A 14,145-nucleotide genomic window follows, 5' to 3' on the forward strand; every position below is an offset into this window, starting at 1 on the left:
CTTCTACCTTTCTTAAAGCGACGAGTATTTCTTGCGCAGACGCTGACGAATCAGCTCCGCGAGGGTGTTCATGATGAAGGTGAACAGCAGCAGCACCAGTGCCGAGAGGAACAGCACGCGGTAGTGACTGCCGCCCACTTCCGACTCGGGCATTTCCACTGCGACGTTGGCCGCCAAGGTGCGCAAGCCTTCGAACAGGTTCATCTCCATCACCGGGGTGTTACCGGTGGCCATCAACACGATCATGGTCTCGCCGACAGCGCGGCCCATACCGATCATCAATGCCGAGAAAATGCCCGGGCTGGCGGTCAGGATCACCACGCGTGTCATGGTCTGCCACGGCGTGGCGCCCAAGGCCAGCGAGCCCAGTGTCAGGCCGCGTGGCACGCTGAACACGGCATCTTCGGCGATGGAATAGATGTTCGGGATCACTGCGAAGCCCATGGCCAAACCCACTACCAGAGCGTTGCGCTGGTCGTAGGTGATGCCCAGGTCGTGGGAGATCCACATGCGCATATCGCCGCCGAAGAACCAGGTTTCCAGGTACGGGCTCATGTACAGCGAGAGCCAGCCCACGAACAGGATCACCGGGATCAGGATCGCGCTTTCCCAGCCATCGGGAACGCGCAGACGCAGGGATTCAGGCAAGCGGCTGAAGATGAAGCCGGCGACAAGGATGCCAATCGGCAACAGCATCAACAGACTGAAAATGCCCGGCAGATGCCCTTCCACATACGGCGCCAGGAACAGGCCGGCGAAGAAGCCGAGGATCACCGTCGGCATCGCCTCCATCAGCTCGATCACCGGCTTGACCTTGCGGCGCAGGCTCGGGGCCATGAAGTAGGCGGTGTAGATCGCTGCCGCAACAGCCAGTGGCGCAGCCAGCAGCATGGCGTAGAACGCCGCCTTCAAGGTGCCGAAGGTCAGCGGGGCCAGGCTCATCTTGGGTTCGAAGTCGGTATTGGCGGCGGTCGATTGCCAGACGTATTTAGGCTCGTCGTAGTTTTCGTACCAAACCTTGCTCCACAGTGCGCTCCACGATACTTCCGGGTGCGGGTTGTCGAGCATCAGCGGTTGCAGCTTGCCGCCGGCTTCCACGATCACGCGGTTGGCCCGTGGCGACATGCCATACACGCCTTGGCCATCGACCACCGGGTCCACCAGCAGGGTGCGGTGCGCAGTGCTGTGGAACACGCCGAAGTTGCCGGCAGCGTCGAGGGCGGTGAAGCCTTTGCGGCGCTCTTCGGCGGAAATTTCCACGATCGGCGTAGTGCCCATCTGGAAGGTGCGGATCTGCTTGAAGCGCTGCTCGCCATCCGGGTCGCGAGCCATGAACCACTGGGCCAGGCCGCCCTTGGAGTTGCCGACGATCAGCGAGATACCGCCCACCAGCTGCGTGCTGGCGGTGACTTCAGCGTTGCCGTCTTCGAGCAATTTGTAGCGACCGTTGAGGCTCTTGTCGCGCAGGCTGAACACGTCGGCCAGGGCGCGGCCGTTGATCACGTACAACCACTGCTGACGTGGGTCGATGAAGATCGCTTTCACCGGCTCGGTCATCTGCGGCAGTTCGATGCGCTTCTGCTCGCTGGTGACTTCGCCGGTCATCATGTTTTCTTCGCGGCTCAGGGACAGCACGTTCAAGTGCGAACCGGCGGAACCCGCAACCACCAAGGTTGAATCGGTGGCGTTAAGGGCGACATGCTCCAGCGGGCGACCGGCGTCATCCAGCACGATCGGCGTTTCACCGTAGGGGTATTCGATCGCAGGCGTAATGGTTTTCTTGCCGTCCGGGTAGGACACCTTATAGGTGTGGCGGAACACCATGGACTGGCCATTGGACAGACCCAGGATCACCAACGGGCTACCGGGCTGGTCTTCACCGATAGAAGCAACGCTGGTGCCGGCAGGCAATGGCAGGTCGACACGCTTGAGTTCGGCGCCGGTTTCCACATTAAAGAACAACGCCTGGCCCTTGTCGGAAACCCGCATGGCGACTTGGTTCTGTTCTTCGAGGGAGATCATCAGCGGCTTGCCCGCGTCCTGGATCCAGGCCGGGGCCAGGGCGTCTTCCTTGGTCAATGAGGCACCTTGGAACAGCGGCGCGACGACATAAGCAAGAAAGAAGAAAATCAGGGTGATAGCGCCGAGGACGGCGAGGCCGCCGACCAGCACATACCAACGGGTCAGGCGATCCTTGAGCGCGCGAATGCGGCGCTTGCGTTGCAGCTCAGGCGTATTGAAGTCAATGCGCTTGGGGGGAGAAGTCGTCGTCATGGTGGAATTGGCCAGATCATTCATGCGCACACCCTAGCGATCCTGTATGACAGAAAGATGACAGTGCAGTGACGCAACAAAGCCGCCGCGAAGCAAGGCTGGCAGCGGACTAGAAAATTCGGATGCGGGGCCGATACTCCGGCCCCGCAGAGGCAATCAGTTGCCTTCTTTCAGACCCAGGTCAGCCAGGGCCTTGGCGGCGACTTTGGCTGGCAGTGGGATGTAGCCGTCTTTCACCACAACTTCCTGGCCCTGCTTGGACAGAACCAGCTTCACGAACTCAGCTTCCAGCGGGGCCAGAGGCTTGTTCGGGGCTTTGTTGACGTACACGTAGAGGAAACGCGACAGCGGGTATTTGCCGTTCAGGGCGTTTTCTTCACTGTCTTCGATGAAGTCAGTGCTGCCTTTCTTGGCCAGGGCCACGGTTTTCACGCTGGCGGTCTTGTAGCCAATGCCCGAGTAACCGATGCCGTTCAGCGACGAGCTGATCGACTGCACGACCGAAGCCGAGCCCGGTTGTTCGTTCACGTTTGGCTTGTAGTCGCCTTTGCACAGGGCTTCTTCTTTGAAGTAGCCGTAGGTGCCGGATACCGAGTTACGACCGAACAGTTGAACCGGCTTGTTGGCCAGGTCGCCGGTCACACCCAGGTCACCCCAGGTTTTCACGTCGGCTTTGCCACCGCACAGACGAGTCGAGGAGAAGATCGCGTCGACTTGTTCCATGGTCAGGTGCTGGATCGGGTTGTCCTTGTGCACGAACACGGCCAGGGCATCCACGGCAACCGGGATAGCGGTTGGCTTGTAGCCGTACTTCTGCTCGAAGGCCGCCAGTTCGGTGTCCTTCATCTTGCGGCTCATCGGGCCCAGGTTGGAGGTGCCTTCAGTCAGCGCAGGTGGTGCGGTAGCGGAGCCAGCAGCTTGAATCTGGATGTTGACGTTCGGGTATTCCTTTTTGTAACCCTCGGCCCACAGGGTCATCAGGTTAGCCAGGGTATCGGAACCGACGCTGGACAAGTTGCCCGACACACCAGTGGTCTTAACGTAAGCCGGAATTGCCGGATCAACACCAGCGGCCACCGCGTTGGCGGTCGCAACGCCAGCAGCGACAAAAGTCATTGCCGCCATCAAACGTTTCAGTTTCATGCCTTGCTCCTAGCAGATAGGGATAGTTGGATCGGGGCCAAGTATCGGGAGGCCGTGTGAACACTCTATGTCTGCAATGTGACAGTTAGATGAAAGGCCACTATTGAGCGAGAAACTGCCATGACGTGGGGAGCATTGAGAAAGGTTTCTCAAGATCCAACTCGGATTTTTCCGACAGCCCTTTAAGGTTGCCGCTCGGAAGTGCGGCTCCTAACCTGCCAGGGCATCCAGGCTTGAGCCGCAATATCTCACCTCAGGTTGACAAAAATATAGTTAGGCATAGCCTTGTCAACCCAAGGAGAATTTTTATGATTAATGACCGAATTCGCCGCGCAAGGCTGCTACGAGGCCTGTCACTCGAGGCTCTGGCGCTTCAGCTAGGCGATATCACCAAACAAGGCTTGAGCAAATATGAGAAAGGGTTAAGCACTCCCAACTCCAGGCGCCTCCTGCAATTGGCCAAGGCACTGGAAGTAAGCCCGGAGTATTTTTTTCGTCCTGAAGCCTTGCCTCTGGCTCCACTGGAGTTTCGCAAACTGGCCAAAATGCCTCAGTACCGCCAAGTGCAAGTCGAGGAACAGGTCCGCGAGCACCTGGAGCGCTACATCGCCCTTGAAGAATGCTTCGAGCCGTTGGATATCCAGACCGCTAGAACCCCAGCGTACTTATTACCCGTGTCTTCCATAGAAGAAGCCGAGATAGCGGCTGACGAACTACGCAAGTATTGGGGGATAGGCGGCGATCCGATCGCCCACCTGACCGAACAACTGGAAGAACATGGGATCAAGGTGGTGATGCTGGATGGCCCGGATGATTTTGACGGCGCCTGCGTCGCCACCCGTGACGGCGAACATGTCCTGATTGCCTTGAATACCCAGCGTCCGGGTGAACGCATTCGTTTTACCGCGGCTCATGAGTTGGGACATTGGGTCATGCAACTGCCCGAAGAAATGCCAGAGCGCGAAAAAGAGAATTGCTGTCATCGTTTCGCCGGCGCCTTTCTTTATCCAGCTGACGCCGTTACCCGCGATTTTGGTAGCCGCCCTCGCTCGAGAATTCATACTCAGGAACTACTGATCGCCAAGCGTCAGTACGGAATTTCAATGCATGCCGCATTGCACCGCCTCAAAGATCTCGGTCTGGTAGGTGATACCGGCTACAAACTGCTCACCATCCAATTCAGCACTCATGGTTGGCGCAAGGCTGAACCCGAGCCAATCCCCTGCAAACCACCGCAGCGCTTTGAATCCTTGGTGTTCTGGGCACTGGCGGAAGAGTTGATAACCAGGTCTCGGGCCGCGGAATTACTGCGAAGACCTCTGAAGGCACTGGAGAGTGCATGAGCCTGATCTATATCAGCGATACGAATATCTGGATCGACTTCAGAAATGCCGGACTGCTGGAACAGATGTTCAAACTGCCCTTTACCCTCTGCTGTACCGACTTTGTTTTATATGAGCTGAAAGACATCTTCCACGACGAGTTGCTCGCCCAGGGCCTTTTGGTTGAGTAGTTCGATGAAAGAGGCGTACAAAAATTAGTCAATTTGAAAATTGAGCATGGCAACAGCTCAATGGCTGATGTGTCCTGCTATTTATTGGCTCATACCACGGGTAGGCCATTGCTGACAGGTGATGGGAAACTGCGTCGCCAGGCGCAGAAAGAGGGCATCCAAGTACGTGGCGCCCTCTGGCTACTGGACCTCATGATCGAGCACCACACAATCACCTCATCAGTCGCCGCGCAAGCCCTGGAAAATATGCTTTGGCACGGCGCGAGATTGCCAGGAGCGGAATGCGAAAGCAGGCTCTCACGTTGGCGAGAGCCTGATCAGGATTAGCGTGCGCGCTTCCACAGATACCCACCCACCAACATCCCCATCACACACAGGGCAGCCACATAGTAAGACGGCCCCATCGGGCTTTCCTTCATCAGCAGCGACACCGCCAACGGCGTCAGGCCGCCGAAAATGGCGTAGGCCACGTTGTAGGAGAACGACAACCCGCTGAAACGCACCACCGGCGGGAAGGCCTTGACCATGACGTAAGGCACTACGCCAATAGTGCCGACGAACAGGCCGGTCAGCGTGTACAGCGGGAACAGCCAGTCCGGGTGAGCGATGAGGCTGTGATAGAGGGTCCAGGAGGTTGCCAGCAACAGCGTGCAACCGACGATCAGCACGCGGCCAGCACCGAAGCGGTCCGCCAGGGCACCCGAGGCTATGCAGCCCAGGCTCAAGGCGACGATGGCCAGGCTGTTGGCCTGCAGCGCAACGGTGGCGCTGAAGTGATAGACCGTTTGCAGCACGGTCGGGGTCATCAGGATGACAACGACGATACCGGCCGACAGCAGCCAGGTCAGCAGCATCGACAGCACGATGGCACCCCGGTGATCACGCAGTACCGCACGCAATGGCAGCTCGGCAGCCAGGGTCTTGCGTTGCTGCATCTCGGCGAAGATCGGTGTTTCATGCAGCCAGCGGCGCAGGTACACCGATAACAGGCCGAACACGCCGCCGAGCAGGAAAGGGATGCGCCAGGCGAAATCCGAGACCTGCTCCGGGCTATAAAGAGTGTTGATCGCGGTGGCCACCAGCGAACCCAGCAGAATGCCGGCAGTCAGGCCGCTGGTCAGGGTGCCGCAGGCGTAGCCGATATGGCGCGGCGGTACGTGTTCGGAGACGAACACCCAGGCGCCTGGCACTTCACCACCAATCGCAGCGCCCTGGATGATGCGCATCAGCAGCAACAGCACCGGTGCCCACAGGCCGATCTGCGCGTAGGTTGGCAGCAGGCCCATGATCAGGGTCGGCACGGCCATCATGAAGATGCTCAGGGTGAACATCTTCTTGCGGCCAAGCAGGTCCCCGAAGTGCGCCATGATGATGCCGCCCAGGGGGCGGGCCAGGTAGCCGGCGGCGAAGATGCCAAAGGTCTGCATCATGCGCAGCCATTCGGGCATGTCCACGGGGAAGAACAGTTTCCCGACCACGGTGGCGAAAAACACGAAAATGATGAAGTCATAAAACTCCAGCGCCCCGCCCAAGGCAGACAGCGACAGGGTTTTGTAGTCGTTGCGGGTCAGCGGGCGCGAAGGTTGCGCACTGCTTGCGGGCACGGAGGACATGGCAAGGCTTCTCTTATAGTAATCAGGACGGCAAGCGGGACTTGCGGCAGGTTTGGCAAGATAGCAAATCGCTAGAAAAAGCACAGCGTTGAGCGAATAACAGTTCAAAGGCGCGGAATATTCCCGTTTCCTGCTCTTTATCTGCGCCCAGAAGCACAGTTGCCGGAAAAAGCCGCGATACAGCCGCTAAATGCCGACCAAATGAGCCTCCAGAGGTCGTCGTGGCGTCAGGGTCTCGATATACTCGGCCCTTGCAAGCGCAAGAACCGCAGTCTTGAGGGGCTGCTGTGCCAAGACGTCGTTGGGTGCCATCCAGCCGATTTGGCAGAGTTTCCCTTTAGTACGCCTTACGAGAAACGCATCACGCGGTGTATGTTGGTGCTGAAACGTTTTTTTCGAAGACGGCTATCCACTTGAAATACCCATGAAGCGTTACGGGTCAGAGGCCCTCGGCATGATCGAACTCGAACAAGAAGATCCTATCCCGCAAGGCGATCTCGCCCTGCAAATCACCGCGCTCCCGCGTGAAACCAACGGTTTTGGCGACATCTTCGGCGGCTGGCTGGTCGCGCAGATGGACCTGGCCGGCACGGCCATGGCCAGCAAGGTCGCAGGTGGGCGTGTGGCAACCGTGGCCATTGATCGCATGGCGTTCCTGGTACCGGTCGCGGTGGGCGCGCAGCTCTCCTTTTATACCCAGGCCCTGGAAATCGGCCGCAGCTCGATCCAGATGATGGTCGAAGTGTGGAGCGACGACCCGCTGTCCAGCGAATGGCGCAAAGTGACCGAGGCGGTATTTGTATTCGTCGCCATCGACGGCAGCGGTCGCACACGCTCGGTTCCGTCGCGCGCACGTTAAACCTCGCCGGGATTTGACGGTCAATTGCCCCATTGCCTGCCATGAAGAGTGCTTTGTTATGCCCACGCCCCACGTTGAAACCGTGAAAATCGACGAGCTGGACTGCTGGCGCATTCGCCACAACGGCGCCGAACTGATGGTGGCCCAGCAGGGCGCGCACATCTTCAGTTACGGGCGCGATGGCGAAAAGCCACTAATCTGGCCGAACCCTGAAGCGGTGTTCAAGAAGGGCAAGGGCATTCGGACCGGCGTGCCGGTGTGCTGGCCGTGGTTTGGTGTATTCGACCGCAACCCGCAGAGCGTCAAGGCGATGCGTCAGAGTGACCAGCCCGCCGGCGCCCACGGTTTCGTGCGCACCGCGTTGTGGGAATTGGCCGCAACCGAGCTTGAAGGTGAAGCGCTCCGCGTGGATCTGGTACTGCCGACCCCGGCAGGCGGTTTTCCTGGCTGGCCCCATCAGGTCGACCTGACACTGAGCCTGCTGCTGGATGAGCAACTGCATATCCGCCTGACCAGCCATAACCGTGGCACCGACACCGTAACCCTCAGCCAGGCGCTGCATACCTACTTCGCCGTCAGCGATGTGCGCAATGTGCAGGTCGAAGGCCTGGACGGGCGTGCCTATATCGACACCGCCGATGGCTGGACCGAGAAGACACAATCGGGCCTGCTGCACTTCACCGCCGAGACCGATCGCATCTACCTCGACACGCCGTCGCAACTGAACATCGTCGACAAAGACTGGCAGCGCCGTATTCAGCTCACTGCCGAGGGCTCGAAGTCGACGGTGATCTGGAACCCCTGGACCGAGCGCGCCAAGGCTTTCGACGACATGGCCGACGATGGCTGGCCAGGCATGTTGTGCATCGAGACGGCGAATGTGCTGGATGACGTGGTGGTGTTGGCACCAAGTGAAAGGCACACGCTGCAGGTGAGCATCACAGCGATACCTGCGGGTTAATCGCTGCGCTGCGCGGTGGACGGGGACATTACTTATATAGGACCGCGTGTCTGAACGGCCTCGCTAGAGTGCGAAATCGCATCTAATAGCAGAGGCAACACGATGATCCCCACTCCCCAGGAAGTAACGCAACAGTCTCCCGCCGACGTGGCCGAACTCATGGCCACGTGCAATAACACACTTATCGCGACCCTCAGCGCTCAGCCCTCACTGACCTTTTGCGCCAATAAGCAGGTGTTGGAAGAAATCAACGGATTGTTTGATCGGTATTCAACCCAGCACATCTACCTCAAAACTCCAGAAGACACTTTGACAGGCCCGCCCACCGAACAGGACCGCGCACTGATAACCCTAGTGAACAATGCATTGCATCAATGCCGGATTCCGGATTATTACAGCCCGCGTCATGACGTCTATATCTATAAAAACAACACCTTCACTCGGCTCGACGACACAAGCCAGCTAACCATCAGAACCCTGATAAATACCTTGCTGGAACCTGACCATTATCTGAATAGCCTCAACCAATACTGGAACGCCAATCACAGCGCAACCGAGCAAACCAATCAAAGCTTCATCGCTAAAACCGTCGCGCTGCTGATTCAGTGCGAGGCATCATTGAGATTCGAAACAGCCTCACTTGAGCCCGCCAGCGTTGCGCTGGTGCGGCAGCTGAGTACCCCCACCTCGCCAGAACCGCTGAATTTATTTCACCTCGGCTTTCAAGATACGGCGCATACCGACGAAATCGCGCTGGTCGGTGCATTTGCCATCAGCACGTGGGCACCGAACGAGCACCCAACCGCCAACCCCACAGTGCTCTACCTGCCAGGCCAGCGCTTGGCTGAATTTGCCAGCCCGACGGCGCTGAAAACACATCTGACAACGCTTCTGAAAAGCGTGCGTGGGCGTGAGCAATTGCTGATCAGCGTTGCACATCATCAACATTCGGCGTTAGAAAGCCAGACGCAAAGAGCCAGCCAGGATGGGAGCGTCAACCTGGTTCCTGTCACTGCCGTCGCGAGTTTTTTCGAGCATCAGATCAGCCTGCTCATCACCAAGCAACGCCAGGATATCGAACATCACTGGTCCGTCAGCCGCAGCGCCCAGGGCGGCGTCACTGAACGGATCAACCGGTCGGCGAACCTTGCACCGTTGCTGGATTTCAGCGAGGCCATCGAACGACACGCCCGCCCACTCTTAACCCTCAGCACACAACGCAGGGAGGCGACGCGCGCCGCTCAGCAACGGCTGATACAGCAACAAACCGACCGATCAATTGATTTCATTGGCTTGCTCGCACAGTTGAAAAGCCTCCAGGCACAGGCTGCACCGCAGCCATTGGCGCATCAGTTCTTTACACCTCATCGCCAATCTCCGCTGTACAAAGCCTGCGCGCAGGCCGTGACCGTCTTGCAGAAGCTGAAGAATGACACCGACTTTACAACCTGGCTGAGCACATGGCCGAGCAAGACCGAGGCCGGTTTGGGCGCCTGGTCCATACTCGCAAAGCTCATCAGTAACCAGCCAGCTATTGTGGATTCGCCGCTGACTCGCTTTACCATTCAGGGCAAGCCGCTGCCCCTGAGCGAAGTGCCCACTTACTGGAGAAATGATGTTCACACTCTGATAGCGGCGCGGCGCGACATTGGTGGTATTCGAGAGGACGGTACTGTCCAGTTTGATCTTGCACTCAAGTTCTACGGTGTCCATATCGCCACCGATAGCCCGCTCCAACTTGTAATTGAGCGACTGCAGGAGCGCGCCGCCACGCTATCGCTAGAGATAGATGACGACAGGCTGCCTTTTGATGAACTCATTGACGAGCAAGGAGATGCCAGCCTGCAACGGCGGTTTTTTGAACGTCAATCGATAGGTAAGAAACCGATATTCGAACAACTGACCGAAGGTTTTCTGACGCCACAACGCGAAGCACAAGCGTTGAAGACGCCCACGGTGGTACTCGAACAATGGCTCAATACCCCGCAATGCCTTGAGTTTGGAAGCCAACTGGTCAAGGCATTGGATTGGTATACCGTCAAAGATGAAACACCACCGGTAAAAGTGCTGCGCGACTTGGTCTGGCGGGCACTATGGCTGAATTTTGAACGCCCTGCAGACCGCGCTCGAGTGACCGTCGCCGGAGAAGAAATAGCAACGCCACGTCACTGGGGCCACAGCTATCACTATATTCGTCAACAAATTGAGCGGTCCCTGAGCGCCAAACACCAACTCACTCCCGCAGGTGTGCAACTGGCCATGCGCCTGCTGCAACGGGGTTCTGCTGCAGAAATCTGGGTGAGAGGCATTCCCGACGATTTGCGTTACGCCAGCTCCATCGCCTGGGTGAATTTCAAGGCTGGCGTGATGCTTGCGCAAGCCATTGCACCCGATGCTGCGCAACACATGACCTTCCAACAATTGCTCGAGTTACTCGCGACAGCAAGCCGGGATGCGACGCCCGAGCAAAAAATGGTCATCTCGATAGCCAGGTTGGGGCCAACGCTGGAATGGGCCCAAGCCAATGGCGTATTGACGTCGGCAAAAACTGACTTTACCTCTGAACAAGTCCAATTGGCCGTAGAAGCCTTGGAGCAACACGAACAGGAAATGATTCAGGCAACCGAAACCATTTCTCAAGCACCACCTGGCCGCTGGCGCTTCACCACGGATGACGCCTTCGACGTGGGGTTTAGTGATTACCTGAGCGGTGTCAAAGCAGCCTACCAAATCTTGATCAGGGCCTTGCTACCCAACCTGTCATTGCTTGATCGCACCGCGATCGAAAACGGCGAGGTAACGTTGTATGCCCTGCGCCAAGAGATTCGCGGCCTGCAGGTTGGGCAAGAAAACGCGCAGAACATCGCTGCCGCCAGAGGCCGCCACGGCTTCATCATCCGGGCCCAAGTGAAGCACCGCACCACTTATTATGAGGTGTTCCCTCGGGCGGCAATCATCCGTGCACGCCCGGATATTAAAACGCTGACGATCAATGGCAATGTTGTCGTGGAAACAACAGGCGGCTCAAGCCGTTCGGGCAAAGGAACCTTTCGGCGCGCGACCGCCATGCCGTTCGACTGGGAAGCCTACCAACACAGCCGTCGTCCTCGAGACGGTGAGTCCAGCCTGGTGATCGCCGAGCAGATCGGCCAGGTGTTACCCGCCACCGCGCCCGCCCCTTCGGAAACTATGTGGGAAGCACAATCATTGTCTTCAGTGCGCAGTCGAGCACTGGCAGCCATCGTTGCCAATGATCTATTTCACACTGACGAATCTCAGCTCAAATTGACCGCCAAGCGTAACGTTGACGTGCTTGATACCGCGCAACAAACCGTTGACGACTTTCTCTACTACGCCAAGATGCTGGTGCCCTTCTGGGGCGGCGTCGAGGACATCGCCTCGGGCGATCCGCAACGCGTGGAGAGAGGGGCGTTGTCATTGTTCACCGACTTGATCTCCTTCGCGGCTCCCATTGGTAAATACGTCGGCGGTTCGGCACGCTTAATTGCACAAGCCGGGAGAATCAGTTTTCAGGCAGCGCTACCGAAGTTCGCAACCCTCACCAAAACGTTTTTACTGGGCGCCATCAGAGAGCTAAACCCGCTCGAAGCGGTGCCAGCTCTGCTCAAGCTCGGAGGCTTGGGTGGGTTGCGGCTCAGCGCTGCAGTTGGGCGTCAGGTAGATGCAGGCCTGGCGTTGTTCAGAAAAGCGCTGGGCAAACCAACGATCACACCCACTGGCCGAACGCTACAGTCGGTAGACCCGCGAGTCTGGAACCCCCTTGAAACGCAGGACAGTCTGTTTACCGTGGCAGGCGTCGATCATATTCCCATGCGCAGTGTCGGCACCGATCTGTTGCCCGAATATCGCCTGATCGATCCACTGACCAATGCAGTCTTCGGCCCCCGGTACATCCCATGGGGCGAATGGGGCCTGCAACAAATCCCGGATCTTGACGACTACATCGCGCGCGTCTCGCATGAGCAAGCCATGGAATTCAGCCGTCGGGCCAACGGCATCTACGATGGAAAAAATCAGCAGAGCTATGTGCGTGCCCGCGGACAGTGGTACGTCGTCGACACCCGCCACAGCCTCACAGGTGAGGTCGAGTTCTATATCGTTCACCCGCGCAACAAGACACGCCCTGCTTACCGCGTCGTCAACAAGGACGGGGGTTGGGTCCCGGTCGACCAAAGTGGACATGCCGGGGGAAGGCTAGAGGAGCTTAGAAAAGCCAATGCCAAACAGGATGCGCACTACGAACAAATGTTCGTGAAGGTTGAGGCCTCTACAATCCTGCTGGACCAGGCGATTCGATCAACCGAATTCAATACGATACATTTGCTGTTTGATAAAGCGTTCCTACACTTGGAGACCGCTCAAGAATTGGGCCTGGTATACGCAAAGCACGGTAGCTTTCCAGTATTCAAACCCAAGGAATTCGTTACCACACCGGACCTTGGCAGGGCTCGGCTGATCGATTCCATTGAAAAAGCTGACAATCTTGGTCCGCGTTATGCGGCAATCATTGATAACCTGGAAGGCTATTTGGAGGCCCAGCAAAAAAGTCTTCAACGGTTGATAGAGGCCAACATATTCGATAAGCAAGATGCCGTACTTAAACAGCTTACCGATTTTCTCGACGCTAAACGGAAGGTCGTTAACACCATAATCCAGCAGACCAAGGTGTTAAAGTCGTTGCTGGACGAAGAGTTGGAAAACATGCTCGACGTTCTGGAAAAACTCCCGGTGAAAAAACTCCCGGTGAATACAGCCGGGCCATCACGCGTCCCCTCCGTACCGCCTGGCACGCCGAAACCACCGTCCACCACCCCTCTGCCGCCGGCGCCCCCAAATGCTGAGCCGAAAAATCGCATCTCAATACTGATTGCCGGCGACGACCCCCTCACAACCATAACCGTACTCGCCAAGCCCAGAGCCGGGAACAGTGACATCGCAGACGTCCTCGACAGTCGTGGTCAGCGCCTCAACACCTATATCAGGGTCGGCGAAGACAAGCTCTGGCTCAAATCCAACATCCAGATCAAAGAGCCGAGTGCGCCAGCATCTTCCAACCAAACAACTATCACGCAGGAACTGAACGCTGCCGCCAGGAAAATGCAATATTTGATTGAAGAGTATGATGACCTCATCGTGTTTTACAGGAAAAGCACGTCGGCCGAACCAGCGGGTGCCGAAGCGCTCATCATGTCCGGCGCGACCAAGCTCAATCAAGGCGCCGATGACCTTCAGGCGGCCTGCAGTGCCATCACCGATGAGGCAACCCGACAAGGTCTGCTGGCGCAAGCGACCCGCTTCAGGGAGAACGCCACCCGCTATAACCTCATGGCGAAAGCGTTGCGTCTGGAGCTGATTTCCAAGCAAGCCCCCAATGGCAACGCCCTGGCGTTCTTGCACAGTCAACCGGGTGTGCTGAGCCTCCGTAAAACCCTGGACCGAGTAGCAGGCACCCGACAGATACAAAAGCCGGGCGGCCGAACCTGGATAAAAGTTCCAGACTTCCTGGACGAGTTTGAGATTCGCGTGAGAGACAAGCCCTGGGCCTACGCTCACATGCACTTTGAACAGGCCTCCCACACCGTCCCCGGCAAAATCCATCTAAAGACACCGGCACAGCGATCACTGGGGGCAAACGCTCAAACCAATGCTGCTCGCGAAGGCTCGCGCCTGGATATTCATCGTGCAGAGATCTATTGGCCACAGGCCAGGCGGGTGTTTTACCCAGCGTTGCCAGAATGACTCGACACACTTGTGATCCGCA

The 14,145-nt window shown here is 57.6% G+C and carries 9 protein-coding genes; 6 read left to right on the plus strand and 3 right to left on the minus strand.

Annotation, left to right across the window (positions count from 1 at the left end):
- Positions 1-12 precede the first annotated feature (12 nt).
- Both RB216_RS28895 and RB216_RS28900 read right to left on the minus strand, forming a co-directional pair.
- On the minus strand, positions 13-2,046 hold the full coding sequence (locus RB216_RS28895) for an ABC transporter permease subunit (RefSeq protein WP_204941139.1): 2,034 nt from the start codon (positions 2,044-2,046) through the stop codon (positions 13-15).
- 384 nt (positions 2,047-2,430) lie between these two features.
- The gene (locus RB216_RS28900; protein WP_016978637.1) at positions 2,431-3,417 is read right to left on the minus strand and encodes a phosphate ABC transporter substrate-binding protein PstS; all 987 of its coding nucleotides are present in this window, start codon (positions 3,415-3,417) and stop codon (positions 2,431-2,433) included.
- Positions 3,418-3,725: 308 nt separating this feature from the next.
- Here RB216_RS28900 and RB216_RS28905 point away from each other — a divergent pair, with 308 nt between their 5' ends.
- From RB216_RS28905 to RB216_RS30015, 3 genes are read left to right on the plus strand one after another with little or no spacing between them, the layout of a single operon-like run.
- Positions 3,726-4,760, plus strand: coding sequence for a helix-turn-helix domain-containing protein (locus RB216_RS28905; RefSeq protein ID WP_236317302.1), 1,035 nt, complete (start codon positions 3,726-3,728; stop codon positions 4,758-4,760).
- Complete coding sequence (locus RB216_RS28910) at positions 4,757-4,930, plus strand: PIN domain-containing protein (RefSeq protein ID WP_308908150.1); 174 nt, start codon at positions 4,757-4,759, stop codon at positions 4,928-4,930. The genes RB216_RS28905 and RB216_RS28910 overlap by 4 nt, the downstream gene beginning before the upstream one ends.
- A 60-nt stretch (positions 4,931-4,990) precedes the next feature.
- Positions 4,991-5,257, plus strand: a complete 267-nt coding sequence (locus tag RB216_RS30015; RefSeq protein WP_504968495.1) for a PIN domain-containing protein — start codon at positions 4,991-4,993, stop codon at positions 5,255-5,257.
- On the opposite strand, the gene RB216_RS28915 is transcribed toward RB216_RS30015, so the two are convergent.
- Positions 5,254-6,543 carry an MFS transporter gene (locus tag RB216_RS28915; RefSeq protein ID WP_122815011.1) on the minus strand — a complete coding sequence of 430 codons (1,290 nt, stop codon included), beginning with the start codon at positions 6,541-6,543 and terminating at the stop codon, positions 5,254-5,256. The genes RB216_RS30015 and RB216_RS28915 overlap by 4 nt on opposite strands.
- A 454-nt stretch (positions 6,544-6,997) precedes the next feature.
- On the opposite strand from RB216_RS28915, the gene RB216_RS28920 reads away from it, so the two are divergent.
- From RB216_RS28920 to RB216_RS28930, 3 genes are all read left to right on the plus strand, one after another.
- Positions 6,998-7,402, plus strand: coding sequence for an acyl-CoA thioesterase (locus tag RB216_RS28920; protein WP_003176975.1), 405 nt, complete (start codon positions 6,998-7,000; stop codon positions 7,400-7,402).
- Between the two features lie 58 nt (positions 7,403-7,460).
- Positions 7,461-8,363: a D-hexose-6-phosphate mutarotase gene (locus RB216_RS28925; RefSeq protein ID WP_308908151.1), complete on the plus strand. Its 903-nt coding sequence runs from the start codon at positions 7,461-7,463 to the stop codon at positions 8,361-8,363.
- Between the two features lie 102 nt (positions 8,364-8,465).
- Complete coding sequence (locus RB216_RS28930; protein WP_308908152.1) at positions 8,466-14,123, plus strand: hypothetical protein; 5,658 nt, start codon at positions 8,466-8,468, stop codon at positions 14,121-14,123.
- Positions 14,124-14,145: the final 22 nt, after the last annotated feature.

The organism is Pseudomonas canadensis (genome assembly GCF_030980095.1).
Lineage (GTDB): Bacteria > Pseudomonadota > Gammaproteobacteria > Pseudomonadales > Pseudomonadaceae > Aquipseudomonas > Aquipseudomonas canadensis.

Coding starts and splice junctions, on each gene's coding strand:
- RB216_RS28920 (WP_003176975.1), top strand. CDS start 6,998: ATGATCGAACTCGAACAAGAAGATCCTATCCCGCAAGGCGATCTCGCC.
- RB216_RS28930 (WP_308908152.1), top strand. CDS start 8,466: ATGATCCCCACTCCCCAGGAAGTAACGCAACAGTCTCCCGCCGACGTG.
- RB216_RS28900 (WP_016978637.1), bottom strand. CDS start 3,417: ATGAAACTGAAACGTTTGATGGCGGCAATGACTTTTGTCGCTGCTGGC.
- RB216_RS28910 (WP_308908150.1), top strand. CDS start 4,757: ATGAGCCTGATCTATATCAGCGATACGAATATCTGGATCGACTTCAGA.
- RB216_RS28905 (WP_236317302.1), top strand. CDS start 3,726: ATGATTAATGACCGAATTCGCCGCGCAAGGCTGCTACGAGGCCTGTCA.
- RB216_RS28925 (WP_308908151.1), top strand. CDS start 7,461: ATGCCCACGCCCCACGTTGAAACCGTGAAAATCGACGAGCTGGACTGC.
- RB216_RS28915 (WP_122815011.1), bottom strand. CDS start 6,543: ATGTCCTCCGTGCCCGCAAGCAGTGCGCAACCTTCGCGCCCGCTGACC.
- RB216_RS30015 (WP_504968495.1), top strand. CDS start 4,991: ATGGCTGATGTGTCCTGCTATTTATTGGCTCATACCACGGGTAGGCCA.